Here is a 26,166-nt window from a genome sequence, read left to right on the forward strand (position 1 = left end):
TGGCAGCAGAACCGGGCCCATAAGGCGGCCGGCGCCCATGAAGGTCACGGGACGCCCACGGCAAACTGTCAGATTCCGCCAGTACAATCGGGCGTAAGTGGCTGTAAGGAGACCCCGTTGTTTGGCCTGACCGTTCTGGACCTTGCGTTGATACTAACGCTCCTGTCCTACCTGATTTACGGCCTCCGCAACGGCTTCCTGGTGACAGTCGGCGGGATCGCCGGCTTCGCGGCCGGTGCCGTGGCTGCCTTCCTTTCCGTGCCTCTGGTCAGCGAGCTCGTCGAGGACAGCAGTTGGCGGCTCACCGCGATCATCGCCACCGCCATAGTGCTCGTGGTGCTGGGCAACGCCCTGGGCACCACCATCGGCCGCAGCATTCGCAGCGCCGTCCGTCTGAAGCCGCTGCGCGCGGTGGACCGGATGGTAGGCGGTGCCGTGAACGTCGTGGTGGCGGCACTCGTCATGTCGATGCTGGCATTCAGCATCGGCGCTCTCGGCGTGCCGTTCGTTTCCCAACAGCTGGCTGACTCCCGGGTCATCCGGTTCATTGACGGCATGACCCCCAACCCCGTCAAGGCCACCATGGCGCAGCTGCGCTCGGCGGTGATCGGCGACCGCATTCCGCGGTTGATTGAGGGCATCGGGCAGCCGCAGCAGGTTCCAGTTCCGGATGCCAGCACCGATACCCCTGCCCTGAACCGGGCGGCCGGGTCGGTCCTGAAGATCGCCGGCAGCGCGTTCCAGTGCGGCCAGAACCAGACGGGGACCGGATTCGTCGTCTCGCCGGGGAGGGTGGTCACAAACGCGCATGTCGTGGCGGGCGTGTCGCAGCCCGTCGTTGAGGTGCCAGGCGGCGGCGCGATGCCCGGCCGCGTGGTCTACTTCGACGGCAAACGCGATCTGGCGGTGCTCGCCGTCGACGGCCTGCCCAGCGCCGCCCTGCCGCTGAGCCCGGATCTTCCCGCCGGCACCGCCGCCGCCTTTGCGGGCTATCCCCACGGCGGCCCCTTCCAGTCGAAGCCGGCCACCGTCCAAGGCATTTCAACCGTGCTGGTGCCCGACATTTACGGCGACAATCCGGTGCCGGACGAGGTCTACAAGCTTGCGGGCGACATTCAGCCGGGCAACTCCGGCGGGCCGCTGCTGACCACCGGCGGCGAAGTGGCCGGCGTGATCTTCGCCAAGGCCACCTCCGACGCTGCTCTCGGCTTTGCCATCCCCATGATCGACCTGCGCCCGGTGGCCACCCAGGCGCCGGAACTCACCAACGCTGTGTCATCGGGGCAGTGCATCCAGCAGTAGCGGCGCATCCAGCAACACCGCATTCAGCAGTAGCGACGCCTTTGCCTGGGCTGGTCAGGCCTTGCCGGCATTCAGGTCGGCGAGATACTCAACGGCAAAGCGGTAGCCCATGACTCCGGCTCCGGCGATGACGGCCTTGCTGATATCCGAGAGATACGAATGGTGCCTGAACTCCTCCCGGGCGTGCACGTTCGTGATGTGGACTTCCACAGCGGGAATCTGCACCGCCGAGATGGCGTCCCGGATGGCCACCGACGTGTGGGTGTAGGCGCCGGCGTTGAGCACGATGCCGATTGCCTTGCCCCGCGCGGCGTGGATCGCGTCCACCAGGGCACCTTCATGGTTGGACTGGAAACACTCCACGTCGAGGCCGTGGGCCGCGCCGGCGTCCTTGGCGAGCTGTTCGACGTCGGCAAGGGTTGCCGTGCCGTACTTCTCCGGCTCGCGGGTGCCGAGGAGGTTCAGGTTGGGGCCGTTGAGGACAAGGATGGTTCCGCGGCCGGCTGCGCTGGCGGGAAGGGCTTCAGTCATGGGTGCAAATCTATCGCGTTGAACCGCCATGAAGACATCTTCATGGTGGCTTCACAACGCCTTCATGACGGGATGCCACGATGAAGGCATGCGAATGATGCGACGGGCAATGATGATCCTTGCACTGCTTGGTGTGCCGGTACTGCTCGCTTTGGGTGGTGACCTTGTCTCGGCTCCGGCCGGGGCGCCGGACGTGAACACCCAGCCGGTGCAGCTCAAGTCGAGGCCAGGATCGGCGCCGGCGCCGGCACTGGAACCCACCTCCGGCGCCGAACCTCCGGACGTCCCGCCGCCGTCGAAACCAAGTAAGCCGAAGTCCACGGCACCTGCTCGGCCAGCACCAGCACCACCGGCCTTGGCCCCTGCCCCGCCGCCCGCTACGTCACCGCACTCGCCCGTTGCACCTCCAGTCCCGGCGCCAGTGGCGCCGCCGGTCATCATCGACAACGATGATGACGACCTCGGGGGAGATGACGAATGACGGAAACGCAAGCAGTCGGGGCGCGTCCCGCCGTCGTCCCGCCCCGCACCGTCCCGCCGGTTCCTGCACGTCACCCGCGCGAGGCATCGCCTCGCCGTCGGATGGGCTCCACGGTCCCCGCCCGTTGGCGGATTGCGGGCTGGATACTCCTGACCACCGCCCTGACCCTTCTTGCGGTGCTTCTGACCGTGCGGTCACTGATGATGAATCAGGCCAGCACCCAGGCCCATGATGCGATTGCGCAGGAGTTGCAGGAATTCCGGGCCTTCTCCAAGGAAGGAGTCGATCCGACGACGACCAAGCCGTTCACTTCGATCGAGAAAATGCTCGAGGTCTATTTAAGCCGGCAATCCGCCGCCCAGGGTGAGGCGATCGTCGGGAGCGTGGGGCAGCGCGTCCTGTACACGTCTACCGGAGCGGGAGCACCGTTGGCAATCGGGCACTCGCTTCCCCAGGACAAAGAGCTCCTGGCCGCCATTCGGACGGGTTCCGCAGCCTCCGGAATCACCCAAACCAGTGCCGGCGAACTGCGTTGGGCGCGGCTGCCCATTGTTTCCGGCAACGAGACGGGCTACCTGATCGTCGGGGACTACATGTCGCTCCGCCATGAGCAGGTGGGCAGCACGACGGTCACGATCTTCTTTGTATCGCTGGGAGGACTTGCGGTCACTGCTGGCATCGCATGGCTGGTGGCGGGACAGATTCTGCGTCCTGTCCGGGAAGTGCACCGGGTGGCCGCAGACATCTCAGAAACCGATCTGACGGCCCGCGTTCCTGTTCAGGGGAATGATGACATTGCCGCGCTGGCCCACACCTTCAATACAATGCTTGACCGCCTGGAAAGTGCCTACCGGACACAGCGTGCATTCGTCGATGATGCCTCCCATGAGCTTCGGACACCGATTACGGTCATCAGGGGTCATCTGGAACTGATGGAGGACAACCCGAAGGACAGGCGCAGAACCCTTGCTCTCGTTGACGATGAGCTGGCACGGATGGGCAGGATTGTCACCGACCTGTTGCTGCTGGCCAAGGTGGACCGACCCGGCTTCACCAACCTGCGGCCCACAGACGCAGCCTCTCTGCTCCTGGATATCGAGGCGAAAGCGCAGACCCTCGGTCCCCGGGGCTGGCCGCTGCTGGAAATTGCCGAAGGTGAAATCAGCGTTGACGCGCAACGCATCACGCAGGCCGTCCTGCAGCTCGCCACCAACGCATGCCAGTATTCCCCCGAAGGTTCCACAGTTTCGCTCGGCTCGGCCTTTAGGGGAAGCGGAGCCGCCCGCACATTCACCATCTGGGTCGCCGACGCGGGTGTTGGAGTCGCTCCGGAAGAGGCGGCAGCGATCTTCCGGCGCTTCCACCGCGGTGAAGCCGCCGGGGCCGTCCCCCATTCCCGGCCGGGCGCAGGGCTGGGCCTGGCGATAGTTCACAGCATCGCCGAGGCACACGACGGCACGGCCTGGGTGCGGAGCAACGCCCGCAAGGGCGCCACATTCGGGCTCACCATCCCGGCCCCGGTTTCATCAGACTGCACCCCCAGCGACCTACCGAAGGAGCGGGCATGAGCCGCATTCTCATCGCCGAAGATGACCGCCGCATCGCTGAGTTCATCGACAAGGGCCTGCGCGCCGCAGCATACTCGTCGCTCGTCGTGGAAGACGGGGCGAGCGCCCTGCTGCTGGCCCGCTCCGGCGAATTCGACATGGTGATCCTGGACATTGGCCTGCCCACCCTGTCCGGCTTCGAGATTCTGGCCCAGCTCCGGGGCGAAGGTGCAAAGACTCCCGTCATTGTGCTCACGGCCAGTGATTCCGTGGCTGACACTGTTTACGGCCTGGAGAGCGGGGCCAACGACTATATGACAAAGCCGTTTCAGTTCGCGGAACTGCTCGCGCGGATACGGTTGAGGCTGCAGGACGACGCGGAACCCGGCATGGTCCTCAAGCTCAGCCACGACGATCTGGAACTCGATCTTCGCAGCCGCCGGGTCCGGTGCGGCGACGCTACGGCGGACCTTACCGCCAGGGAGTTCTCCCTGCTGGAGGTCTTCCTCCGGCACCCCGGACAGGTGCTCACCAGGGACCAGCTGATTTCCCATGCCTGGAACCTCGATTTCGATCCGGCCTCAAACGTCGTGGACGTTTACGTCAGGGCCCTCCGCAGCAAGATTGGATCGGAACGGCTGGAGACCGTACGCGGGGCCGGATATCGGTTGCGATGAACCCCGTCTATTTCGAGTCGTCCCAGCGGCAGTCCAAAGCCCTGCAACGGCAGGCCCGCCCGGCCCGCGTTCTCTCGCCCGCTCCGGTCATTTCCTCCTGCCTGGCGCTGGGCGCGATGGCTGCCCTGATCCTCAACGCAGTCAATGGCGACGGCCTGGCAGCGGATGCCGCCATAACACTGTGCATCTTCATTGCTTCAGTATGGTTTTGGATCTTCACCAGAGTGGAAGACACCTATGTGGCACTCGGGGCTGCAGTTTCCCTGGTCATCTGCGGAACACTACCGACGCAGAGCCTGTTTGATGCACTAGGTGAAGAATCAGTCTGGCTGCTGATGTCTGCCTTCGTCATTGCGAGTGCAGTTGCGTCCACCGGACTTGCCGAACGCGGCGCAGCCTTCGTGATTACGGGAGCCCGCAGCGTGCGGCAGTTGGCCCACCTGACCTCAATGGGCCTTCTTGTCACGGCTTTCGCGGTTCCGGCAACCTCCGGTCGGGCGGCCTTGGCCCTTCCTATCTTTCTTGCCCTTCGCGGTACGCTGAGGGACCGAAGGTCTGTCGTGAAAATGCTGTCCATCCTCTTTCCGACCGTGATACTGCTGTCGGCCGTCAGCTCCTTCCTCGGCGCCGGTGCTCATCTGATCACGAGCCAGGTCCTTGTGTCCGCAGGCCATCAGGGATTCGACTTCGCCTCCTGGCTTCTGCTGGGACTGCCGCTTGCCGTCGTTGCTTCAGCGTTTGCCACGGAACTGGTGCTGCGGTTGTTTACGAGCAGGGCCGACAGGGCAGAAGGCCTGGAAATCACAACCTCACAACTTCAAGGCCAGTCGGCGTCCCGGCTCCAGGGACCCCTTGACCTGGACGAGAACAGGTCGCTGTTGCTGTTGGGCGCGATCGTGGTCCTGTGGTGCACGGAGCCTGTGCACGGATTGGAACCGGCCATCGTGGCCCTCATCGGAGCGCTGGTGGTGTCATCGCCGTACTATGGCTCGGTCAAGCTGGGAGCTGCCCTGAAGAGGGTGCCCTGGTCCATGCTGATTTTCATGGCCGCCACACTGGCCCTCGGCTCGAGCCTGGTCACGTCCGGAGCGGCAGAGTGGCTGGCCTCGTCCCTGCTCGCCCCGGTGGCAGGCCTCGGAACCGCGCGCCCGGTTGTCTTCGTACTGGTGATTGTCGCCATCTCAACAGCTGCCCACCTCGTGATCCAGTCCCGCTCGGCCCGCTCTGCGGTGCTGATTCCCATCGTGGTTGCCTCGGCCGGACCGCTGGGCGTGGACCCCATGGCCGCGGCCTTTGCATCGACCGCCGCCGCAGGCTTCTGCCACACGCTGACGGGCTCGGCAAAACCGGTCGCACTGTTCGCCGAAACAGACGGCGAGATCAATTACAGACCGCGCGATCTTCTCCGTCTCTCCGCGTGGCTTGGCCCGATGAACGCCGTCCTGGTCCTGATTTTCAGCTTCCTGCTTTGGCCCGCGATGGGCCTCCCACTTTTCACATCCCACTAAATTACCCAGCGAAGGTGGCTCCAATGGTCATGTCTATTCCGCAACGCATTCTGGTGGCACCGTCCGGCTTCAAGGAAAGCCTCGATGCCGTGGAAGTGGCGGCCGCCATAGCGGCGGGGATCCGGCGCGTGATCCCGGGCGTCCACGTGACCACCGTTCCGCTGGCCGACGGCGGTGAAGGGACCGCGGCTGCACTGGCAGCGGCTACCGGCGGACGGATTGTGCCCCGACGCGTCACCGGTCCAACCGGGACGCCTGTCGAAGCCCACTTTGCCATGCTTGGCAAAACGGACAGGCCGACAGCGGTGGTGGAGATGGCCGCCGCTGCCGGGCTCCGCCTCGTGCCTAAGGAGAGCCGCAATCCCGGGTGCACCACCACACGTGGCGTCGGCGAACTGATGCTGGCCGCGCTGGACGAGGGTGCCGAGCGGATCATCGTCGGCTGCGGTGATTCAGGGACGTCCGACGGCGGCGCGGGAGCCCTTCGTGCTCTGGGCGCCCGCATTCCTGCCGCAGATGGAAGGGAACTGGCCGAAGGAGGGGCCGCGCTGGCCGGGGCAGCAGGCGTGGATCTCGCTGAGCTGGATGAGCGTCTGGCCGGTTGCCGGATCGACCTCGCAGTCAACCCGTTCAACGTCTTGTGCGGGCCGCAGGGTGTTGCCCGGGTGTTCGGACCCCAAAAAGGTGCCACCGAGGAGCAGGTCGAAACACTGTGCGCTGGCCTCGATCGCTGGGCCTTCGTGCTGGCGGCCGCATCCGGCCTGTCCGAGGATTATCTCCGGACGGGTTCCGGCACGGGCGCATCCGGAGGGCTGGGCGCCGGGCTTGCAGCGATTGGGGCAAATCTGGTGCCGCGCTTTGAACTGCTTCTGGACTCAGGCCTGGCCGGCGTGGATCTGGACGCCCGGATCTCCCAGTCCGACCTGGTGGTCACCGCCGAAGGAGCCATTGACTTCCAGACGCCGCGTGGGAAGGTCCCAGCGGAGGTTGCCAGGCGCGCCCAGGCAGCGGGGGTCCCTGTCCTCGCCCTCGCCGGTTCCATCGGCAAGGACGCCAGCGATGTCCACTCTGCCGGGATCGATGCGATAGCCGGGATCATTCCCATTCCCATGAACCTGGACCGGGCAGTCGCGCAAGGTGCGACCCTCCTGCGCGAAGCCACCGAACGCACCTTCCGCGTCCTCCTGCTCGGATCGGCGATCTCTTCACGTCTCGGTAACGTGGCCTGAGCGGACCATCGCGGGCCCCGCCGGGCGCGGTGCCCGTAATCGGCGCCGGCCGTCGTGCCGGGTTCTACGGCGCCGCCGCGGGGTGCCGGTCACTTGATGGAGCCGCGCATGACCCCTGAAATCACCCAGCGCTGTGCGAGCAGGTACACCAGCAGCAGTGGCGCCAGGGCCATCAGGTAGGACGCAAAGGCCACTGTGTAGTTGGTGGTGAATTGGCTCTGGAACACATACTGGGCCAGTGGCAGAGTCCGGGCCGCGGGGTCCGAGAGGATGACGAGGGGCAGCAGGAAGTCGTTCCATGCCCAGATGCAGGTCAGGATCCCAACGGTGGCGTTCATCGGGGTGAGCAGCGGGAAAATGATCCGCCGGAAGATGCCCCAGGTGGAGGCGCCGTCCATCGTTGCCGCTTCCTCCAGTTCGCGCGGGATGGAGCGTATGAAAGCGGTGTAGACGAACACGTTGAAACTGAGCCCGTAGACCGTGTACAGCAGGAACAGTCCCACCGGGTTGTCGAGGCCCAGAAGTGCGGTTTCCTTGGTGGCCGGCAGCATGATGATCGGAAACGGCACGAAGAGGGCGGAGACGAAGAAGTAGTAGAGAAACTTGAAGAAGCGCTTGTGAAGGTTCCGTGCGATCGCGTAGGCCACCAGCGAGTTGGACAGGATGGTCAGGACCACCGCACCTACGGTGACGATTGCCGAGTTCAGCAGGGCGCGGGGGAAGTTGGTAAGGTTCCAGGCGTCGGAGAAGTTCTCCAGCCGGACCCGGTTGGGCCACTCGAAGCCAGAGCCTCCCAGCTGGTCCGGGGTCTTGAGCGCGGTGACCACCGTGAGGTAGAGCGGGATGAGCACGGTCAGTGCCAGGACCGCCGTCAGGGCTGTGAGCGGCCAGTTCACGCCGTCGAGCCGCCTGCCGCGGCGCCGCAGGCCGCGGGTAGCCGTTGCGGTTCGGGCTGCTGCAGCGGTCTCGGTTGGGATGGTCATGAGAAGTCCGCCTCTCTGCGCTGGAGTGTCCGGAGCTGGATCACGGACACTGCCACGATCACCAACAGGTACACCACGGAGTTGGCCATCTGATAGCCGAATTCCCCGCCCTGGAAGCCGCCTCGGAAGATGACCATGGCGACGGATTCGGTGGAAGTCCCGGGACCGCCGCCGGTGAGGGCGACGATCTGGTCGAAGGCCTGCAGGAAGCCCTTAAGCGCCAGCACCATGTTGATGGTGAAGAACGCCCCGATCATCGGGAAGGTGATGGAGCTGAACTGCCGCCAGTAGCCCGCGCCGTCCAGGCCCGCCGCCTCGTACAGCTCCGCCGGGATGGTCAGCAAGCCGGCGAGGTACAGGATGACGCTGAACGCGATGGACTGCCAGGCCGAGACCGCCACGATGCCCAGCCAGGCCAGATCCTTGTTGGCCAGGATCGAGGTCGAAAGCCAGTCGATTCCCAGCGATTGGCCCAGCAGTGGGAGCGAGTTGGAGAAGATGAAGTTGAAGACATAGCCGATGATGAGGATGGCCAGCACGTTCGGGATGAAGAAGATGCCGCGGAACGCGGTGCGGAATTTGATCCTCGCGTGGAGCAGCAGGGCCATTCCGAGCGCCAGCACGTTGACGATCACCGTCGTCGTGATGGCGAACAGGAAGGTGAATCCGTAGGAGGCCAGGACCCTGTCGTCCTTGAAAAGACTGAGGTAGTTCTGGAATCCAACGAAGTTCCATTTTCCGTAGCCGGCATAGTCCGTGAGGCTGAAGAACATGCCCGTGACCACCGGAACGGTGTGCAGGGTAACGAAGAGCAGCAGCGCGGGAACGGCCATCCAGTAGAAGGCCTTGGTGGAATGCGTCACTACTGGTCACCTCGGTTGGGCGTGCGGGCTGCGACTTTGAACCATTCGTTGTCCAGCGTGTTCAAGTAGCGGGACTTGTCTCCGTCCAGGACGAACTGCTGGGTGATGTTGACCAGCGGGATGCTCGGCGGCAGCCGATGGTCCATGTAGCCGTCGAGCTTGCCGGCGGTGAAGTAGGGGGCCATGCCCCGCAGGGCCGGGTCCTGCTGCGGAGCCGCGTCCTGCACGGGCGCGAAGGCGCTTTGGTTCTTCGCGTATTTGTCGACAACCTCCTTGGACAGAAGGAAATCGATGAATTTCTGGGCTTCGGCCCGGTGGGGAGTCTCCCTGCCCATGGCCAGCGCCACGTCGACGCCGGACACCACCGTGGTCTTGGCGGGATCGTTCGTGGCGGGGTAGGGGAACGAAGCGATTTTGGCGTCGGGGTTCGCCGCTCGGATGGCCGGCACGGCGAAGCTGCCGTTGAGGTACATCGCCGCCTTGCCGTCGGCAAAGGCCTTGTTCCCGGTGGCGTAGTCGACGCCGGCAGCGCCGGGCTGGGCGTAGCTGAAAAGCTTGGACAGTTTGTCCGCCACTTCCTGGTAGTCCTTGCTGAACGACACCGGGCTGTCTTCGCGGACGTCTCCGGCTGCGTCGAGTCGGTCGAAAAAGTCCTCGGGTTGCAGCTGGGCGGCAAGGTTGACCAGTGCCGGGGATGTGGTCCAGGCGTCTTTGAGGGTCATATAAAACGGTGCGACCCCCTTGGCCTTGAACGTCTCGGCGGCAGCGATCAGCTCGTTCCACGTCCGCGGCACGGTAACCCCGTATTTGGCGAAAATCTCCGGGTTGTACAGAATTCCGCTCGCGTTATTGGCCATCGGCAGTCCGTTGATCTCGGAGCCATCGCAGCGGCCGTTGGCGTTGAGGATGTCCTGTACTGCCGGAAGGATCTTCTTGGCAGCCGGTTCCTGACTGAGGTCGGCGAACACGCAGGCCTCGGCGAGGAGGCCGAAGCTGGCGTTTCCGTTGAGGGTCAGCACATCCGGTGTCTTGTTTTTCACCAGGAGTGTCCGGATGGCGGTGTCCGGATCCGGGACGTTGTCCTGGAGCACCCGGATGCCGGGGTTCGCGGCTTCGAACTCGTCGATGAGACCGGCGAATTCCTGTACCGCTTCGGGCTTGAACTGGAAGAAACGGAGCGTGACTTCGTTCTCTGCCGGCGGCGCGGCGCAGCTGGCCAGCAAGGCCGCGGCAAGCGCGGCGGCCAGGGCTTTGGCAGTGTGACTGCCCGGGGTGATCATGGGATTCTCCGTCCCTGCGGTCCTAGCCGGCGTACCCGTTGGGATTGTTTTTCTGCCAGCGTCAGTGGTCCTCGCACATCTGGTCCACGGTCTTGGTGGTGGACCAGCCGAGGTCGGCGAGGGCGGACGTGGCATCAGCCCAGAATGCGGGAAGGTCACCGGCGCGCCGTGCCGTGGTCTGGTAGGGGATGGGGCGGCCCACTGCCTTTTCGAAGGACCGCAGGACCTCCAGCACCGAGGAGCCTCTGCCTGAGCCGAGGTTCCAGCGGAATACGCCGGCGCGGTCAGTCACGTGGTCCAGGGCGGCGACATGGCCTTCGGCAAGGTCCACCACGTGGATGTAGTCGCGCAGGCAGGTCCCGTCCGGCGTGTCGTAGTCGCCGCCGAAGACCATCAGCTTCCCGCGGCGCCCGACGGCAACCTGGGCGATAAAGGGCACCAGGTTGTTGGGGATGCCCTGCGGGTCCTCGCCGATGCGGCCGGAGGGGTGTGCGCCGACCGGATTGAAGTAGCGCAGCAGCGCAATGTGCCAACGGGGGTCCGCGTCGCCGAGGTCCGAGAGGATGTCCTCGATCTGCTCCTTGGTCCTGCCATAGGGGTTGTTGGCGCCGATCTCCATTTTTTCGGCATAAGGGACGGGATTGTGTTCCCCATATACGGTGGCCGATGAACTGAACACGAGGGAGCGGACGTCGTGCCGCTCCATGACCCGAATGAGGTTGAGCGTGCCGACGAGGTTGTTGTAGTAGTACCTGAGGGGTTCGCGGACAGATTCACCGACCGCCTTCAGGCCGGCGAAGTGGATGACGGCGTCGATGCCGCCGGCGGAAAACACTCTTTCCACCGCGGCTTCGTCCACCAGATCCACGGGGTGGAACTCGGGGGTCTTCCCGCTGAGCCCGGCTACGCGGCGCATCGATTCCTCACTGGAGTTCACCAGATTGTCGATCACCACCACGTCGTGGCCGGCTTCCTGCAGGGAAAGAACGGTGTGGGAGCCGATGTACCCGGTGCCGCCTGTAACCAGAATTCTCATGTGCGTTCCTCTGGATAAGCGCGGGCCGCCCCGCCGTCCCGCTTGCTCCGGAGAGGGGGAACGGCGGGGCAATCCGCAATGTGGACTTTCGATGCCTAGAGGGCCGTAACCTTCAGCAGCAGCGCGTGCTCCGGGTTGAGGTTGGGCATCGCGAGTCCCACCTCGGCCAGGAAACGGCCGTTGGCTTCTGCCCCGGAAGCGAGCCAGGCCGGCGGCTGGATCTGCGTGAAGGTGTGCACGTAATCGGCGTCCCCCGGCGTCGGGAAGATGGCCTCCACGCGGTAGCGGCGTGCCGCCTCGAGCCCGGGAAGGGTGGCGCGTCCCAGCTGTTCCGCGAACGAGGTGCGGGTGCTCACCAAGGCGAACAGGGCCGCCGTCGTGCCGGCTGCAAGGGAACCGGCTGCTGCCAGCACGCCGTGCAGCATGAGGGAATCGTCAGGGACATCCGCGCGGACCATCCGGCCGCTGTGGATCAGCCCGCGGTGTTCCTTGTACAGCGCGATGAAGCGCCTGAGTTCCTCGCGCTGCCCGCCCTGGACCTCCCGGACGTCCCACTCCATGCCGAAATGGCCGAAAAGAGCCGTGATGGCGCGGAAGGAGAGGTCGTGCGTGCGGGCGGTGGTGTGCGATGTGGTGGGGCCAATGTGTCCGCCCACCAGCTCGGGCGGAACCACGATGCCGGTCCACCGCTGGATGGTCTGCCGCTCCAGCGCGTCGTTGCAGTCCGAACCCCAGATGCGGTCCGTGCGCTCCAGGATGCCCAAGTCCACGCGTGCCCCGCCGGATGAGCAGCTTTCAATCTCGACGCCGGGGTGGGCCTTGCGGAGTTCGTCGAACAGGCGGTAGGCAGCGAGGGTCTGCTCGTGGACTGACGAGCGTCCGGCGTGCCCGTGCTCCGTGAGGTCCCGGTTCTGGTCCCACTTCAGGTAGCTGATGTTGTTCTCGCGCAGGAGGGCGTCGATCCGGTCAAAGATGTACTGCCACGCCTCCGGGTTCACCAGGTCGATGATGTGCTGGTTCCGCCAGGCCAGCGGCAGGCGCCCGCCGTCCTTATGGGAGACGGCGGCCGGCCCCACGACCCAGTCCGGGTGCGCGCGTGCCACGTCGGAGTTGAGGTTGATCATCTCGGGCTCCACCCACAGGCCGAACTCCATCCCGCGGGACGTGACGGCCTCGATGAGCGGCGTCAGCCCGTCCGGCCAGAGCGTCTCGTCCACGAACCAGTCGCCCAGGCCGGCTGTGTCGTCGCGGCGGCCGCGGAACCAGCCGTCGTCCAGGACGAACCGCTCCACGCCCAGATCGGCGGCCGAGTCCGCCAGTTCTATCAGCGTGGGCAGGTTGTGGTCGAAGTAGACAGCTTCCCAGGTGTTCAGCACCACGGGCCGCGGCTTGCCGCCGCCAACGGCGGGGAGTACATGGTGCGGGCGCGAACGGAACCAGCTGTAGAACGCCTCGCTGATGCCGTCGAGGCCGCGGTCCGAGTAGGCGGCGAAGAGCGTGGGCGTGGTGTAGCCGGCGCCGGGCTCGAGGACCACTTCGGCCGGGCCCAGCAGTTCGGAGCCGCCGATCGTGGTGCGCCCGTCCGCGAGGGTGTCAGCGAACTGTTCGTGGTTGCCGCTCCAGGCCAGGTGCGTGGCCCAGACCTTGCCGTGTCGGTTGCCGAAGCCGGCGGAGCCGGCCGCGAACAGCAGTGAGGAGTCGTGGCCGGTGCGGCCGTGGCGGCCGCTGCGCACCCAGGTGCCCTGCTGGATGGGACGGCGCTGGGGATGCCGTTCCCGGCACCAGCGTCCGGTCAGGTCGAGAAGTTCGACGGCGTCCGGGGCCACCGGGAGGACGGTGGCCAGTTCGTCCAGCTGGAACGGTGAGGTTCCGCTGTTCGTGACGGTGTGGCGCAGTTCCAGCAGGCCGCCGTCGTGAAGCGCGAGCGTGGATTCGACGGTGATGCCGGCATCGGCATCCTGCTGAACGACGGCGGCAGAGTTGCCGTTGACTGCTGCGCGCACGGCGCGCAGGCGAACGGAGAAATCGAGGCCGGAGACGCCGTCGGCGATGCGGTGGCCGCGCAGCGCCGGCCGTCCGCGCCAGCTGGAGGATGCCTGGGGGAGCAATCCCGCGGGGACGGTGGCGTCGATGGCGGAGTGGGGGATGGCCTCGGTGAGGATCGACAGGTCCGGGAGTTCGCCGCCAAGGTCGGCTCCCCAGTGGATGACCTCGGCCTCCCCGCTGCTGAAGCTGATCACCAGGCTGGTGCCGGCGGAATGGAGGTGCAGGGGATCCATAAGTAAGTCTCTTTCGGTAATCATGGTGTGCGCAAGGTGGCGCTGGAACGGTGGTGGAGCGGGTGGAGCCGGCGTGGTCCGGATGCCGCCGCCGCGAGGAGGAAACGGCGGCATCCGGGCCGGGTGGCTGCGGCCACATCCGCAGTCACAGCTTTTGGGGGAGTGCCCCTACTTGAACAGGCCGTTGACCTGTTCGTTGGCCTGGGTCAGGGAGCTGGCGGATGCCTTGCCGGATACGACGGCGTCCATGGCAGGCTCCATGATGCCCTTGACCTTGGCGGTGTTGTCAGTGATGGGGTACAGGAACGTGGTCTCGTTCTTGACGTGCTCGGTGAAGGCTGTGACGTCCACGTTCTTGGCTTTGAACGCTGCCGCTGCCTTGTCGGAGGAGCTCTTCAGCGCCGGGAAGACAACCGCCTTTGACGCGACGACATCCTGGCAGGCGGCCGAGGCGAGGTATTCGACCCACTTCACCGAGGCGGCGGGGTTCTTGGTGCCTGCCCAGATGGAATCCGCCAGGCCGTTGAACATGCTGGCACGCTTGCCTTCCGGTCCTGCAGGGGTGGGGGCGATGCCCACCTTGACGTTCTTGTAGCCCGTGTACTGGCCGATCATCCAGGACCCGTGTGCATTGATGGCCGACTTCCCGGCTGCAAAGGTATCTGCCATGCTCGCGCCGACGGTGGTCTCCAGCTTGGGCATGTAGCCCTTTTCAACCAGCCCCGCGAACCAGTCGATGGAGGCCTGGAACCTGGAGTCATCGTAGTTGTAGTGCGTGCCCCACGGGTTCTTGTCCGTGTGGGACCAGCCGGTGGTGTTGGTCAAGTAGCTCCATTCCGTCTGGCCTGAGGAATCACCGCCGCCGTTGAGCCCGAGGCCGTACACCGCGACGTTGTTCTTGTCGAAGCCGGCCTCATCCCCGCGCTTGCCGTTCTTGTCAATGGTCAGGCGGGCGATGATTTTCTCGTAGCTGCCGCCGTCCTCCGGGTTCCAGGTGAGGTTCTTCATCTCGTCCTCGGAGATGCCTGCGTTGGCGAGCATCGCCTTGTTGTAGAACAGCGCGATCGTGTCCCAGTCCTTGGGCAGTCCGTAGCGCTTGCCGTCCTGGCCCACCCAGAGGTCCGCGAGGCCCTCGTTGTAGGCAGCAAGGTCCACGTTGTCCTTCTCCACTGCTTCATCAATAGGCAGCAGCTGCTTGTTCTCGGCCAGCTCCCCGTAGCGTCCGAGGTGGTTGGTGAACACGTCGGGTGCCGTTCCGCCCACAAAGCCGTTGGTGAGCGTGCTCCAGTAGTCGTCCCAGCCGCGCTGGGTGATCTTGACCTTGATGTCCGGGTTGGCCTTGGTGAAATCGTCGGCGCACTGCTGGTAGGCGGGGAGCTGGTTGGCGTCCCAGAGCCAGTAGTTGATTTCGCCCTTGGCTTCGGACGAGCCGGCGGAGGAACCGCCGCCACAGGCGGACAGGGACAGTGCGATCGTGGCGGCGGCGATGGCGCCGAGGGTTCTTTTCATGATGGACCTTTCGGAGGGGCAGGAGGGGGTTGGTTGAGGGCGGAAAGAGGACTATTTGATGCCGGAGAAGCCGATGGAGTTCACGATTCTCTTGCCGAAGGCGGCGAAGAGAACCAGGACCGGCAGCGCCGAAATCAACGTGGCGGCCATCAGGCCGGACCAGTCGGGTGCCCCCTGCGGGGACTGTGATTTGAAGACACCCAGGCCTACCTGCAGGACGCGTACGTCATCCTGGGAACCGACCAGCAGCGGCCAGAAGTATTCGTTCCACTGGCCGATGAAAGTGAGCAGGGCCAGCGTGGCCAGCGGCGCGGCGGCGTTGGGCAGCACGATCTGGAAGAAGATGCGCAGATGCTTGGCACCGTCCAGCATGGCGGCCTCTTCGACTTCACGGGACATGTTCAGGAAGAACTGCCGCAGGAAGAAGATGGCGAAGGGGGTCATGAAGACGTAGGGCAATACCATGCCGACCATCGTGTTGAGCAGGTCCAGGTTCTTGATCAGCAGGAAGTTGGGCAGAGCCGTGAAGATCGGCGGAACCAGCATGGTGCCCAGGAACAGGCTGAAGACGGCGTTCCGGCCTTTCCAGCGCAGCCGGGCGAAGGCGTAGGCGGCCATCGCGCTGAAGAACACGGCGCCGGCGGTGGTGATTGAAGAGAAGATGATCGAGTTGCGCAGGTACAGCCAGAAGCTGATGGCGGCCCCGGAACCGCCTTCCGCGACGGCCTCGGCCGGGCTCTGCAGGCCGAGTACGCGTTTGAACGCGCCAAAGGTGAAGTCCGCCGGCAGCAGGCTGGCCGATTGGGACGCCAGCGCGCTGTTGGTGGACAGGGCTGTGCGCAGGACCCACAGGAACGGCAGTACGGAAACGGCGATGGCCAGGATGAGCAGTGCCCAGGCCACCGCTCGGCGGGCATTGAACGGGCGACGGCGGGCAGCGGCGGGCTGCTGTGCGTGGCTGGTGGTGGTGGTGTTCATGCTGGGTTCCTTAGTCCAGGTCCGACTCATTGCCCCGGAGGAACTTCATCTGGATGAAGGCCACGAGAGCGAGGATGAGGAAGAGGATGACGGCGATGGCGGATCCGTAGCCGAAGTCCGACTCCGTGAAGGCCCGCTGATAGATGTAGTACTGAATGACCCGGGTGGCGTTGACCGGGCCGCCCTGGGTGGTTACGGCCACGGTGTCGAAGACCTGGAAGGAACCGATCACCGTGACGACGAGGACCAGGACCATGACCGGGCGCAGCAGGGGCAAGGTGATCTTGCGGAAGGTCTGGAAGGGTGAAGCGCCGTCCAGGTTCGCTACTTCATAGAGGTGCTGCGGGATGGCCTGGAGGCCGGCGAAGATCAGCAGGGCCGTGTAGCCCATGTGGCGCCAGGTGTTGATCAGGGCCTGCGTGGGGATGGCCCACTCTTCGCTGCCGAAAAATGCGGCGCGGGAGAGCCCTGTCCATTCGAGGAACTGGTTCACGACGCCTATCTGGTAATCCAGCATCCAAAACCAGAGCAAGGCCGCGATGACGTTGGACATCAGGTAGGGCAGGAGCAGGGTCCCGCGGACGATGGTGGATTTGGCGACCTGGTGCATCAGGAGGGCCAGTCCAAGCGCCAGGGCTGTCTGGAGGGCGATGTTGATGAGGACGTACTGCCCGGTGACGGCCAGGGAGTTCCAGAACAGCGGATCCTTGGCGATCGCTGCGTAGTTGTCGAAACCGATCCATTCGGGATCTCCGAGGATGTTGTACTCCGTGAAACTCAGGTACACGCCGCGGACCGTGGGCACGACGAAGAAGGTAATGAAACCGATCATCGCGGGGAGGATGAACAGAAGCGCAATCCTGAGGTCGCCCAGGCCGGACAGCCGCCGCCTGATGGGGTCGCGCAGCTGTTGGTCCCCGGCTGGGGGATTCTTGGTAAGGGTGGTCATCATCGACCCTTCCTGGGTGTGTGATGGAACTAACAATCGCCACCGAATCTACACGAGTAGAAATGGGAGTGCAAGGAATATTTCCAAGAAATCCCACTCCAAGATCTCTGCAACGTTGCAAGTGTTGACTCGAGTAGATATCGCTGAAAGACTGTGCTGCAACGCAAATCGCGCACCGCTCGACGGTGCGCCTGTGGCCGGGAAGGCAGGAACAATGGCGTTTTCAATCGGAGTAGTCGGCGTCGGACAGTTCGGGGGACAGTTCGCCCATCTCTTCAACCTGCACCCCGGAGTCAGTGAGGTCTTTGTCGTGGACGAGCGGGCGGAGCGCGCGGACGAGGCCATCGCGCGGTATGGCCTCGCCGGTTCCCTCGGCAGCTTCGAGGAGCTGCTGGCGTCCGACGTCGACGCCGTCGCCATCTTCACGCAGCGGTGGACCCACGGCCCGCTGGTTGAGCGGGCCCTCCGGGCCGGAAAGCATGTCTATTCGGCCGTGCCCATGGCCATCACCGAAGATGAGATCGCGAGGATCATCGACGCCGTGCGTGAGACCCGCAACGTGTACATGATGGGTGAAACCAGCTACTACAACCCGGCCACCGTCTACGCCCGCAGGCAGCACGAGGCCGGCAGGTTCGGCAGGGTGTTCTACTCCGAGGGCGACTATGTCCACGACATGGACCTGGGCTTTTACGACGCCTACCAGTACAGCGGGGGAGAGCGCTGGAAGGAGACCGCCAGCTACCCTCCCATGCTGTATCCGACCCACGCGATCGGAGGGGTCCTGGGCGCGCTGCCCGCCCACGCCGTGAGCGTCAGCTGCGTCGGCGTCCGGGACGACCGCCAGGACGGGGTGTTCGACAAGGATGTCAGCATGTTCGGCAACGACTTTTCCAACGCGACGGCCCTGTTCGAACTGAACGACGGCGGCGCCATGCGGACCAACGAAATGCGCCGGGTGGGTTACCCCTCGCACATCCGCGAGTCCCGGTTCCGCTTCTTCGGCACCGAGGCCAGCTTCGAGCAGCTGGCCAAGGTGACCGTCTGGCAGGACAAGGCCAACGTCCACGACATCTCCGAGCAGATGGAGTCCAGGCCCAGCATGGCCCTGGACGATCCCTCACTCGCCAACGTGGCACCCGAACTGCGGGACGCCTTCGTGTCCGGACTGGCCCCGGTGCATGACAGCAGCCGGCTTCCAGAGGAATTCCGCGGCGCTCCCAACGGCCACGAAGGCAGCCACCACTTCCTGGTGGACGACTTTGTCACGGCCGTGAACACCGGGTCCCTGCCGCCCGTCAACGCATGGACGGCTGCGCGCTTCACGCTGCCCGGCATCGTGGCCCACGAATCGGCCCGGAGGAACGGTGAGCGCCTGCCCATCCGCGACTTTGGAGATGCCCCGGTCGTGCTGTAGCTAGCATGGACACCATGACCATTCCTGCAGTGCCCGCCCCGCGGACCCAAGTGACCCGCAAGGATGTTGCCCGGTACGCCGGGGTGAGCACCGCCGTCGTCAGCTATGTAGTTAATGGCGGGCCGAAGAAGGTGGCGCCGGCCACCGAAGCGAAGGTCCAGGACGCCATCCGGCAACTGGGCTACCGTCCCAATGCGGCTGCGAGGGCCCTGAAACTGGGGTCCAGCGAAACGATCGGTCTGGTCATCCCGGACAACAGCAACCCTTTCTTCTCGATGCTGGCCCATGCCGTGGAGGATGCGGCGGCCGCGCTCGGGTACGCCCTGGTGCTGACGAACTCGGACGGCAATCTGGCCAAGGAGCGCAGGAACATCCGGAACCTCGCGGCGCGGCAGGTGGACGGCGTGGTGCTGGCGAGCGTGCTGTTCGAGCCGGACCTGGCCGATTTGGAAACCGCGGAGATCCCGTCCGTGCTCCTGAGCCACAGCGGGAGTTCGGCCGGCGTCACCACGGTTGGCGTGGACCTTGCCAAGGGTGCCCGTACCGCCGTCGAACACCTGATCGGGCATGGCCACACCAACATCGGGCTGGCCATGGGCACCACCACCGGCAACGAAGCGGACGCCCGCGAAGACGGCTGGCTGCAGGCGCTTAAGGACGCGGGGCTGCCGGAGGGCCCGATTGCCCGCAGTGCCTTCACCCGGGTTGGCGGTTACGCGGCGGGACAGCGGCTCCTGGCGTCGGGACACCGGCCCACCGCCATCTTTGCCAGCTCCGACATGCAGGCCATCGGCATACTCCGCGCGCTCCACGAGGCGGGCCTCTCCGTCCCGGGGGACATCGCACTTGCCTCCTTCGACGGCTCAGAGGACGCGGAATACTCGTGGCCGACGCTCACCACCGTGGAGCAGCCCGTGCGTGACATGGCGGAGGCCGCCGTCCGCGCGCTCGTCGGAGCGGACCGGGGCAGCCCCGGACAGCACCGCGTCTTCCCGACGAGGCTGCTGGTCAGGCAGTCCTGCGGCTGCCCGTGAGAGCCGTACCTTAGACCAGCCGGAGCCGGCTGACCCGGTCCCTGAGGATCCGCTGGGCGTCGGGTGACAGGCCGGCATCGCTGATCACCTCGTCGGCGTCCTCAAGCTTCGCTATGGTGCTGATGCCCTGGGTGCCCCACTTGGTGTGGTCGGCGAGGACTACCACCTTGCGGGATGCGGCCACGAAGGCGCGGTTCGTTTCGGCTTCCAACAGGTTCGGCGTGGTGTAGCCGGCCTCCTCGTCCATGCCGTGCACGCCCAGGAACAACAGATCAAGGTGCAGCTGCCGCAGCGCCGCCGTGGCGATGGGACCCACCAGGGCGTCCGACGGCGTGCGCTCGCCTCCGATGAGGATCACCGTGGAGGCGTGGCGCCCCGAGCCTGTGGCCGAGGCGTGGTGGAAGAGGTCCGCGATCTTCACTGAATTGGTCACGGCGGTGATCCGGGGTCCATGGGCGAGTTCCTTGGCCAGTGCCCAGGTGGTGGTGCCTGCGCTGAGGGCCACGGCCATGCCCTCGTGCACCAGGGTGGCGGCTTCGAGGGCAATGGCCCGCTTCTCCGCCGCCATCTGAGTGGATTTCAGCTCGAACCCGGGCTCGTGCGTGCTGGCGTCGCCGGGCAGCTTGGCGCCCCCGTGGATCCGCTCCACCTGGCCGCTTTCCTCCAGCAGCTCGATGTCGCGGCGCACCGTCATCAGGGACACTCCCAGCTGCTGGGCCAGGTCCGAGACGCGGACCACCCGCTCGCGCTGGACGGCGTCCACTATGGATTGGTGGCGGGCGGCGGGAAGCATCGTGATCCTTTCAGGCGGCAAGACCGCGGTCGGCGTTCTCACTGCCCATCATCGCGTACTCCTCGCAAAAGGGAACAGGAAAGCTCGAAAAACAACATTGGGCGGTTTCAGGGCATGAACCGGGCCCGCCCGGTAATTCGGACGGGCTCAGTTCACGGCGGAATTCCGCCTACTTCTTCAGCGAGGCCGCGATCTGCTGCATCACCGTGTTGTCGGCGAGCGTGGTGGCATCGCCGACGTCGCGTCCCTCGGCGACGTCCTTGAGGAGCCGCCGCATGATCTTCCCGGAGCGGGTCTTGGGCAGTTCCGGGACCACGAGGACGGTCTTGGGCTTGGCGATCGGGCCGATTTCCTTGCCGACATGGTTGCGGAGGTCCTGGACGATTTCGTCCCCGGAGTCCACGGCGTCGCCGCGCAGGATGACGAACGCCACGACGGCCTGGCCGGTGGTTTCGTCGGTGGCGCCGACGACGGCAGCTTCGGCCACGGCCGGGTGGCTGACGAGGGCGGACTCGATTTCCGTGGTGGAGAGCCGGTGCCCGGAGACGTTCATGACGTCGTCCACGCGGCCCAGGAGCCAGACGTCGCCGTCCTCGTCCTTTTTGGCGCCGTCGCCGGCGAAATACATGGTCTCGAAGCGGGACCAGTAGGTGTCCTTGAACCGCTCGGGGTCGCCCCAGATGCCGCGGAGCATGGCTGGCCAGGGCTCGCGGATCACCAGGAAGCCGCCGTGGCCGTTGGGGACGGATTTGCCGTTTTCATCGACGACGTCCACGGCGATGCCGGGCAGCGGCACCTGGGCGGAGCCGGGCTTGGCCGCGGTGACCCCGGGCAGCGGGGCGATCATCTGGGCGCCCGTTTCGGTCTGCCACCAGGTGTCCACGATGGGGGCGGGGTTGTCCTTCTTCTCGCCGTGCTTGCCGGCGTTGCCGCCGATGACGTCGCGGTACCACATCCAGGCCTCGGGGTTGATGGGTTCGCCCACGGAGCCCAGGACCCGGATGGAGGACAGGTCGTACTTGTCCGGGATGTCCCGGCCCCACTTCATGAAGGTCCTGATCGCGGTGGGGGCCGTGTAGAGGATGGAAACCTTGTACTTCTCCACGATCTCCCACCAGCGGCCCTGGTGCGGAGAGTCGGGCGTGCCTTCGTACATGACCTGGGTGGCGCCGTTGATGAGCGGGGCGTAGGCGACGTAGGAGTGTCCGGTGACCCATCCGACGTCGGCCGTGCACCAGTACACGTCCGTTTCCGGGTGCAGGTCAAAGACCGCCTTGTGCGTGAATGCGGTCTGGGTAAGGTAGCCGCCTGTGGTGTGCAGGATGCCCTTGGGCTTGCCGGTAGTGCCGGAGGTGTAGAGGATGAACAGCGGGTGTTCGGAGTCGTGGCCGACGGCGGTGTGTTCCGTGGACGCGGCTCCGACGGTGTCCGCCCACCAGTGGTCCCGGCCCTCGTGCCAGTCCACGTCCTGGCCGTTGCGTTTGACCACCACCACGTTCTGCACGGTGTGGCCTTCTTTCGCCAGTGCTTCGTCCACCGCGGGCTTGAGGGCGCTGGGCTTTCCGCGGCGGTAGGTGCCGTCCGCTGTGACCACGAGCTTGGCCTCGGCATCCTCGATGCGGGACCGGAGTGCGTCCGCGGAGAAGCCGCCGAACACCACCGAATGCACTGCCCCGATGCGGGCGCAGGCCAGCAGGGTGATCACGGCCTCGGGGATCATGGGCAGGTACACGGCCACGCGGTCGCCCTTGGCAACGCCGAGGGATTCAAAGGCGTTCGCGGCCTTCTTGACCTCCTCGGTCAGCTCCGCGTAGGTGTAGGCGCGGGAGTCCCCGGGCTCGCCCTCGAAGTAGATGGCCACCCGGTCGCCGAGCCCGTTCTCAACGTGGCGGTCCAGGGCGTTGTACGCGGCGTTGACCTCGCCGCCGACGAACCACTTCGCGAACGGCGGGTCGGACCAGTCCAAAGCCTGCGTGAAGTCCTTGTCCCACGTCAGCAGCCCGCGCGCCTGCTTGGCCCAAAACTCGGGGCGGTCGGCGTCGGCCTCGGCATACACTTCCGCGCCAACCACCGCGTTGGCGGCGAAGTCCTCGGAGGGGGCAAACTTGCGGTTCTCATGCAGCAGGTTTTCAAGAGCGTCGCCCTGCTGGGCGGGGTTGGCGGCGGTGGCCGTCGAGCCGGGAGTGTCTTGGGACATGGTGAACCTCATCATTCATCGATCTTTGCTGCGCGGGCGGACCGCGGCCCGCCGTCACCCGCCGCGCAGCGCATCGTCGGGGAGCGGCCGGTCGCGGACGTACCGCAAAGAGCTGTTCCGGAAAACAGCCTATCGCTTCCCGCCATTGCGGCGTGTCCCGCGTCACACGGCGAACAGTGAGCGGTGCGGATTAAGCGACGAATGGTCTCTCCAAAGGCATCCTGTCGCCGTCTGGCAGGCACCCTCCCGCGGCCCGTCAGCTAGTGATCATGCAAGCAACTGGCTAGGCTGAGAGGGACTCGTGACAGAGGCCGGAGGCAGCCTGACCCCCGAGGTCAGGGCGCCGGCCATCAGGTGTCGCCCTGTATTGGACAGCCGTTAGGGTGCCGCCACGCTAAGGAGAACAGTATGAATCAGCAAAGCCACGACCAGCCGGGCCTGGCCCAGCCGGGTCCAGCCCAGCGAGACCTGGGTCATCCGGCGCCTGAAGGTCCGTCCCGGAGCGGTGGAGCGGAACTCAAGGACGCAGCCGGGGATGCGACTCAAGGCGCGGCGCAGGGTGCCGGAGCCGGCGCCCACGCGGTGACCCCGAAAACTCCGGTGACCCCGAAAGTCGGGGAGCCTGCTGAAAACGCCTCCCGCAGCTCCGATGCGCCTGCGGACAAGAGCGCCGGGGTTGGGAACGAGGCCGTCGTCGGTCCATTCACCATCCGCGATGTAACCGTCTTTGCGGCCACGCTGGTTCTCTTCGTCGCATCGCTGGTCCCGATGTTCTCGCCCAGGTACAACCTGTGGAACCTGGGCAGCCTGTTCTTCCTCGGCCTGGGAATTGTCCTGCCGCTCATTGTGTCGGCGCTGTTCGTCGCCCGCCGCCTTGCCCCGGAAACGAAGGTGCGGATCGGCTCACTGTCCATTGACCAGTTCGGCTCCGTGGTGGCCTCCTTTTCCGTGGCCTTCTTCTTCCTGGCCACCGCCGAGGGCTTCACGCCGTTCCTGCTGGTTGCCCTGATCGGTTCGCTGGTACTGCTCGCAGCCACGGTGCTGGCGCGCTTCATCCCCTTCTTCGCCGGCGACTTCCTGGACCGTGCCGAAGTGCCCGCCCATGTCATGGCGCGGGAGTCGGCGGTTCCCGTGCGGAAGCCGAGGCCGGCAAAGGCCCCCAAGCCTGCCAAGCCGGCCAAGGCTGCCGACGCAAAGCCGTCCCTGCAGAGCCCGACGGCGGCTGGTCCCTACGCTGCCGGCCAGACTACCGGTGGCCGGACCGCCGGCAGCGCGGCTGCTGCAGGCACTGCGGGCGCTGCCGGTGCTGCCGGCGCTGCCGGCGCTCAGGCGGCAGCAACCCCCGGGGCCGGAGCCCCAGCCGGAGCCGTCGGCGCCGCATCTGCCGGGGCATGGTCCGCCTCCAGTCCAGCGGCAGCGGCCCCGGCAACTGAAGCCGCCGCCGTCGTGCCTTCTGCCGCGAAGCCCGCGGCCGAGCGGCCCGCCGACACGGAGCCGGCCTCGCCGGCAGAAGTGACCCAGCTGGACGGAGTCCCGGTCGCCAGTGCAGCTGCACCGGCTGACAAGGCATCTGCGGCTGCGCCGGCTGAGGAGGCACGTGCGGCCTCGGTCACGCCCGCCACCGCCGTGCACCCCCAGGTGAAGGCCCACGAGCCGGTGCGCTCCCAGGAACCGATCGGCGCCACCGTGGACCCCTCCAGCCGCCCGGAGGAATCGGAGCAGCCTGTCCACGAGGCTTTCTGGTTCGCTGTGGCACAGCACCGCACCGCCGTGGACGAGCGCACCGGTGCTCCGCTGTTCGGCATCGAACCCGGCGGCTGGGTGCTTGCACTCGAAGACCGCGGCGACGAATTCCTGGTCCAGCACACGGACGGCCGGGTGGGCGTTCTGCGCGATCTCAGCAACATCGAGCGCGGCTAGCGGGCCGCCGTGGCCACCTCCCGCACGCCCCGCCGCGCCACACCGCTGAACGGCATCCCTGCCCAGGCAGGCCCGCCGGCGGATGCTGCGCCTGTTGCCGGTGCCAGCGCCGGTGCAGGTCCGGGTGTTGCCGGTCCGGCCGCGGCGGCTTCGGCCGGTGCCGGTGCGTCCGCCGGTGCAAAGCGGCTGTCCGGCGAGTCGGCGCTGGCCCTGAAGCGGCGGGCGCGGCGAATCAACCGGGCGCTGGCCGAGCAATACCCCTACGCCCATGCCGAGCTCGATTTCCGGTCCCCTTTCGAGCTGCTCGTGGCAACGGTGCTCTCCGCGCAGACCACCGATGTGACGGTCAACCTCATCACGCCGCTGCTCTTCGCCCGGTACCCGGACGCGCGCAGCATGGCCGAGGCGGACACGGCGGAGCTTGAGGCGATCATCAAGCCGACCGGGTTCTTCCGTGCCAAGACGAAAAACCTCATGGCGCTGGCCACCCGGCTCGTGGATGAGTTCGACGGCGTGGTGCCCGGCAGGATCGAGGATCTGGTGACGCTTCCGGGCGTCGGTCGGAAGACCGCCAACGTGGTGCTGGGAAACGCCTTTGGCGTTCCGGGCATCACGGTGGACACGCACTTCGGGCGGCTCGCGCGCCGTTTCGGCTGGACGGACTCCGACGATCCCGTCCGCATCGAGTCGGACGTGGCCGAACTGTTTGAGCCCAAGGACTGGACCATGCTGTCACACCGCGTGGTCTTCCATGGCCGGCGGGTCTGCCACTCCCGGAAGCCTGCCTGCGGCGCCTGCGCCGTGGCCAACTGGTGTCCCGCCTTCGGCATGGGGGAGACAGACCCGGCGAAGGCCGCGAAGCTCCTCAAGTACGAACTTGCACCGGGCAACGAAGAGCTGCTGGGCAGGCTCCTCGCGGAGACCCATCGCGCCGCGGAGATCCGGATGGATTCCCAGCGGAGGTCGCCGTGACCGCACACCGGGACCTGGTGGGTCTGGTGGAGTCCATCAGGGCGGGAAACGGACCAGCCCGCAACCCCTACTGGGAGACGCTGACAGTCGACCCGTCGGTGGCACGCAGGGCCGCCGTGCTGATCCTGTTCGGTGCGCTCGATGACGTGCCGGCGGAATCGGAAAAACCCTTGGCACCGGCCGATCTGGACGTCCTGCTCCTTGAGCGGGCACACACGCTGGATGACCATCCCGGCCAGGTGGCATTTCCCGGAGGCGGCATCGATCCCGACGAATCACCTGTCGCCGCGGCCCTCCGCGAAGCGCAGGAAGAGACAGGCGTGGATCCCAGGGGCGTGGAGGTGCTCGGCGCCTTGCCGGAGCTGGCGCTGCCGCGCGGCAACTACCTCGTGACGCCCGTGCTGGGCTGGTGGACCTCGCCGTCCCCGGTCCATGTGGTTGACTATGGTGAGTCCGCCCAGGTCTTCCGTGTTCCGGTCCGGGATCTGCTGGACCCCGAGAACCGGGCCATGGCCACTGTCACGAGGATGGACCGGACGTTCCAGAGTCCGGCGTTCACCGTGAAGGACGTTGTGGTCTGGGGCTTCACGGGGATGATCCTGAATGAACTCTTTGACCAGCTGGGCTGGTCCGTCCCGTGGGACCGGACGCGGCTGCACCCGCTGAAGGTGTAGCTAATCC

The 26,166-nt window shown here is 65.9% G+C and carries 22 protein-coding genes; 11 read left to right on the plus strand and 11 right to left on the minus strand.

Annotated elements, in window-relative coordinates:
* Positions 1-117 precede the first annotated feature (117 nt).
* Positions 118-1,302, plus strand: a complete 1,185-nt coding sequence (locus tag AC6CH3_RS13095; protein WP_498132850.1) for a MarP family serine protease — start codon at positions 118-120, stop codon at positions 1,300-1,302.
* A 54-nt stretch (positions 1,303-1,356) separates the two neighbouring features.
* On the opposite strand, the gene aroQ is transcribed toward AC6CH3_RS13095, so the two are convergent.
* A complete protein-coding gene (gene aroQ, locus AC6CH3_RS13100) occupies positions 1,357-1,833 on the minus strand; it encodes a type II 3-dehydroquinate dehydratase (protein WP_498132851.1) in 477 nt (158 codons plus the stop codon).
* Positions 1,834-1,921: 88 nt separating this feature from the next.
* On the opposite strand from aroQ, the gene AC6CH3_RS13105 reads away from it, so the two are divergent.
* From AC6CH3_RS13105 to AC6CH3_RS13125, 5 genes are read left to right on the plus strand one after another with little or no spacing between them, the layout of a single operon-like run.
* Positions 1,922-2,314 carry a hypothetical protein gene (locus AC6CH3_RS13105; RefSeq protein WP_498132852.1) on the plus strand — a complete coding sequence of 131 codons (393 nt, stop codon included), beginning with the start codon at positions 1,922-1,924 and terminating at the stop codon, positions 2,312-2,314.
* Positions 2,311-3,882, plus strand: a complete 1,572-nt coding sequence (locus AC6CH3_RS13110) for a sensor histidine kinase (RefSeq protein ID WP_498132853.1) — start codon at positions 2,311-2,313, stop codon at positions 3,880-3,882. Before AC6CH3_RS13105 ends, AC6CH3_RS13110 begins: the two co-directional genes overlap by 4 nt.
* Positions 3,879-4,538 carry a response regulator transcription factor gene (locus tag AC6CH3_RS13115; RefSeq protein WP_498132854.1) on the plus strand — a complete coding sequence of 220 codons (660 nt, stop codon included), beginning with the start codon at positions 3,879-3,881 and terminating at the stop codon, positions 4,536-4,538. Before AC6CH3_RS13110 ends, AC6CH3_RS13115 begins: the two co-directional genes overlap by 4 nt.
* Positions 4,535-6,046, plus strand: coding sequence for an SLC13 family permease (locus AC6CH3_RS13120; RefSeq protein WP_498132855.1), 1,512 nt, complete (start codon positions 4,535-4,537; stop codon positions 6,044-6,046). The genes AC6CH3_RS13115 and AC6CH3_RS13120 overlap by 4 nt, the downstream gene beginning before the upstream one ends.
* A 29-nt stretch (positions 6,047-6,075) precedes the next feature.
* The gene (locus AC6CH3_RS13125; RefSeq protein WP_498132856.1) at positions 6,076-7,275 is read left to right on the plus strand and encodes a glycerate kinase family protein; all 1,200 of its coding nucleotides are present in this window, start codon (positions 6,076-6,078) and stop codon (positions 7,273-7,275) included.
* A gap of 89 nt (positions 7,276-7,364) precedes the next feature.
* On the opposite strand, the gene AC6CH3_RS13130 is transcribed toward AC6CH3_RS13125, so the two are convergent.
* The 8 genes from AC6CH3_RS13130 to AC6CH3_RS13165 all read right to left on the minus strand — a co-directional run bounded on the left by AC6CH3_RS13130 (position 7,365) and on the right by AC6CH3_RS13165 (position 17,152).
* On the minus strand, positions 7,365-8,258 hold the full coding sequence (locus AC6CH3_RS13130) for a carbohydrate ABC transporter permease (RefSeq protein WP_498132857.1): 894 nt from the start codon (positions 8,256-8,258) through the stop codon (positions 7,365-7,367).
* Positions 8,255-9,121: a carbohydrate ABC transporter permease gene (locus AC6CH3_RS13135; protein WP_498132858.1), complete on the minus strand. Its 867-nt coding sequence runs from the start codon at positions 9,119-9,121 to the stop codon at positions 8,255-8,257. The genes AC6CH3_RS13130 and AC6CH3_RS13135 overlap by 4 nt, the downstream gene beginning before the upstream one ends.
* Entirely contained in the window at positions 9,121-10,401 is a 1,281-nt protein-coding gene (locus AC6CH3_RS13140; protein ID WP_498132859.1) for an ABC transporter substrate-binding protein, read from the minus strand. The genes AC6CH3_RS13135 and AC6CH3_RS13140 overlap by 1 nt, the downstream gene beginning before the upstream one ends.
* A 61-nt stretch (positions 10,402-10,462) precedes the next feature.
* Positions 10,463-11,437 carry a UDP-glucose 4-epimerase GalE gene (gene galE, locus AC6CH3_RS13145; protein ID WP_498132860.1) on the minus strand — a complete coding sequence of 325 codons (975 nt, stop codon included), beginning with the start codon at positions 11,435-11,437 and terminating at the stop codon, positions 10,463-10,465.
* Positions 11,438-11,532: 95 nt separating this feature from the next.
* Positions 11,533-13,716: an alpha-galactosidase gene (locus tag AC6CH3_RS13150; protein ID WP_498132861.1), complete on the minus strand. Its 2,184-nt coding sequence runs from the start codon at positions 13,714-13,716 to the stop codon at positions 11,533-11,535.
* A gap of 168 nt (positions 13,717-13,884) precedes the next feature.
* Complete coding sequence (locus AC6CH3_RS13155; protein ID WP_498132862.1) at positions 13,885-15,225, minus strand: ABC transporter substrate-binding protein; 1,341 nt, start codon at positions 15,223-15,225, stop codon at positions 13,885-13,887.
* A 51-nt stretch (positions 15,226-15,276) separates the two neighbouring features.
* Complete coding sequence (locus tag AC6CH3_RS13160) at positions 15,277-16,203, minus strand: carbohydrate ABC transporter permease (protein WP_498132863.1); 927 nt, start codon at positions 16,201-16,203, stop codon at positions 15,277-15,279.
* A 10-nt stretch (positions 16,204-16,213) separates the two neighbouring features.
* The gene (locus AC6CH3_RS13165) at positions 16,214-17,152 is read right to left on the minus strand and encodes a carbohydrate ABC transporter permease (protein ID WP_498132966.1); all 939 of its coding nucleotides are present in this window, start codon (positions 17,150-17,152) and stop codon (positions 16,214-16,216) included.
* A 214-nt stretch (positions 17,153-17,366) separates the two neighbouring features.
* Between AC6CH3_RS13165 and AC6CH3_RS13170 the strand changes: the two genes are divergently transcribed.
* Both AC6CH3_RS13170 and AC6CH3_RS13175 read left to right on the plus strand, forming a co-directional pair.
* Positions 17,367-18,569, plus strand: a complete 1,203-nt coding sequence (locus tag AC6CH3_RS13170; RefSeq protein ID WP_498132864.1) for a Gfo/Idh/MocA family protein — start codon at positions 17,367-17,369, stop codon at positions 18,567-18,569.
* Between the two features lie 14 nt (positions 18,570-18,583).
* A complete protein-coding gene (locus AC6CH3_RS13175; protein WP_498132865.1) occupies positions 18,584-19,603 on the plus strand; it encodes a LacI family DNA-binding transcriptional regulator in 1,020 nt (339 codons plus the stop codon).
* A 10-nt stretch (positions 19,604-19,613) separates the two neighbouring features.
* Here the strand turns inward: AC6CH3_RS13175 and AC6CH3_RS13180 are convergent, their stop codons facing one another.
* Positions 19,614-20,396 carry a DeoR/GlpR family DNA-binding transcription regulator gene (locus AC6CH3_RS13180; protein ID WP_498132866.1) on the minus strand — a complete coding sequence of 261 codons (783 nt, stop codon included), beginning with the start codon at positions 20,394-20,396 and terminating at the stop codon, positions 19,614-19,616.
* Positions 20,397-20,565: 169 nt separating this feature from the next.
* Positions 20,566-22,593, minus strand: a complete 2,028-nt coding sequence (acs, locus tag AC6CH3_RS13185; RefSeq protein ID WP_498132867.1) for an acetate--CoA ligase — start codon at positions 22,591-22,593, stop codon at positions 20,566-20,568.
* A gap of 408 nt (positions 22,594-23,001) precedes the next feature.
* Between acs and AC6CH3_RS13190 the strand changes: the two genes are divergently transcribed.
* The 3 genes from AC6CH3_RS13190 to AC6CH3_RS13200 all read left to right on the plus strand — a co-directional run bounded on the left by AC6CH3_RS13190 (position 23,002) and on the right by AC6CH3_RS13200 (position 26,159).
* Positions 23,002-24,513 carry a hypothetical protein gene (locus AC6CH3_RS13190; protein WP_498132868.1) on the plus strand — a complete coding sequence of 504 codons (1,512 nt, stop codon included), beginning with the start codon at positions 23,002-23,004 and terminating at the stop codon, positions 24,511-24,513.
* A 186-nt stretch (positions 24,514-24,699) separates the two neighbouring features.
* Complete coding sequence (nth, locus tag AC6CH3_RS13195; protein ID WP_498132967.1) at positions 24,700-25,485, plus strand: endonuclease III; 786 nt, start codon at positions 24,700-24,702, stop codon at positions 25,483-25,485.
* Positions 25,482-26,159, plus strand: coding sequence for an NUDIX hydrolase (locus AC6CH3_RS13200; RefSeq protein ID WP_498132869.1), 678 nt, complete (start codon positions 25,482-25,484; stop codon positions 26,157-26,159). The genes nth and AC6CH3_RS13200 overlap by 4 nt, the downstream gene beginning before the upstream one ends.
* Positions 26,160-26,166 lie beyond the last annotated feature (7 nt).

The organism is Arthrobacter sp. GQ119, assembly GCF_059759125.1.

Coding starts and splice junctions, on each gene's coding strand:
- aroQ (WP_498132851.1), bottom strand. CDS start 1,833: ATGACTGAAGCCCTTCCCGCCAGCGCAGCCGGCCGCGGAACCATCCTT.
- AC6CH3_RS13125 (WP_498132856.1), top strand. CDS start 6,076: ATGTCTATTCCGCAACGCATTCTGGTGGCACCGTCCGGCTTCAAGGAA.
- AC6CH3_RS13110 (WP_498132853.1), top strand. CDS start 2,311: ATGACGGAAACGCAAGCAGTCGGGGCGCGTCCCGCCGTCGTCCCGCCC.
- AC6CH3_RS13170 (WP_498132864.1), top strand. CDS start 17,367: ATGGCGTTTTCAATCGGAGTAGTCGGCGTCGGACAGTTCGGGGGACAG.
- AC6CH3_RS13105 (WP_498132852.1), top strand. CDS start 1,922: ATGCGAATGATGCGACGGGCAATGATGATCCTTGCACTGCTTGGTGTG.
- AC6CH3_RS13165 (WP_498132966.1), bottom strand. CDS start 17,152: ATGACCACCCTTACCAAGAATCCCCCAGCCGGGGACCAACAGCTGCGC.
- AC6CH3_RS13155 (WP_498132862.1), bottom strand. CDS start 15,225: ATGAAAAGAACCCTCGGCGCCATCGCCGCCGCCACGATCGCACTGTCC.
- AC6CH3_RS13175 (WP_498132865.1), top strand. CDS start 18,584: ATGACCATTCCTGCAGTGCCCGCCCCGCGGACCCAAGTGACCCGCAAG.
- AC6CH3_RS13190 (WP_498132868.1), top strand. CDS start 23,002: ATGAATCAGCAAAGCCACGACCAGCCGGGCCTGGCCCAGCCGGGTCCA.
- AC6CH3_RS13180 (WP_498132866.1), bottom strand. CDS start 20,396: ATGCTTCCCGCCGCCCGCCACCAATCCATAGTGGACGCCGTCCAGCGC.
- AC6CH3_RS13120 (WP_498132855.1), top strand. CDS start 4,535: ATGAACCCCGTCTATTTCGAGTCGTCCCAGCGGCAGTCCAAAGCCCTG.
- AC6CH3_RS13160 (WP_498132863.1), bottom strand. CDS start 16,203: ATGAACACCACCACCACCAGCCACGCACAGCAGCCCGCCGCTGCCCGC.
- AC6CH3_RS13115 (WP_498132854.1), top strand. CDS start 3,879: ATGAGCCGCATTCTCATCGCCGAAGATGACCGCCGCATCGCTGAGTTC.
- galE (WP_498132860.1), bottom strand. CDS start 11,437: ATGAGAATTCTGGTTACAGGCGGCACCGGGTACATCGGCTCCCACACC.
- acs (WP_498132867.1), bottom strand. CDS start 22,593: ATGTCCCAAGACACTCCCGGCTCGACGGCCACCGCCGCCAACCCCGCC.
- AC6CH3_RS13130 (WP_498132857.1), bottom strand. CDS start 8,258: ATGACCATCCCAACCGAGACCGCTGCAGCAGCCCGAACCGCAACGGCT.
- AC6CH3_RS13150 (WP_498132861.1), bottom strand. CDS start 13,716: ATGGATCCCCTGCACCTCCATTCCGCCGGCACCAGCCTGGTGATCAGC.
- AC6CH3_RS13140 (WP_498132859.1), bottom strand. CDS start 10,401: ATGATCACCCCGGGCAGTCACACTGCCAAAGCCCTGGCCGCCGCGCTT.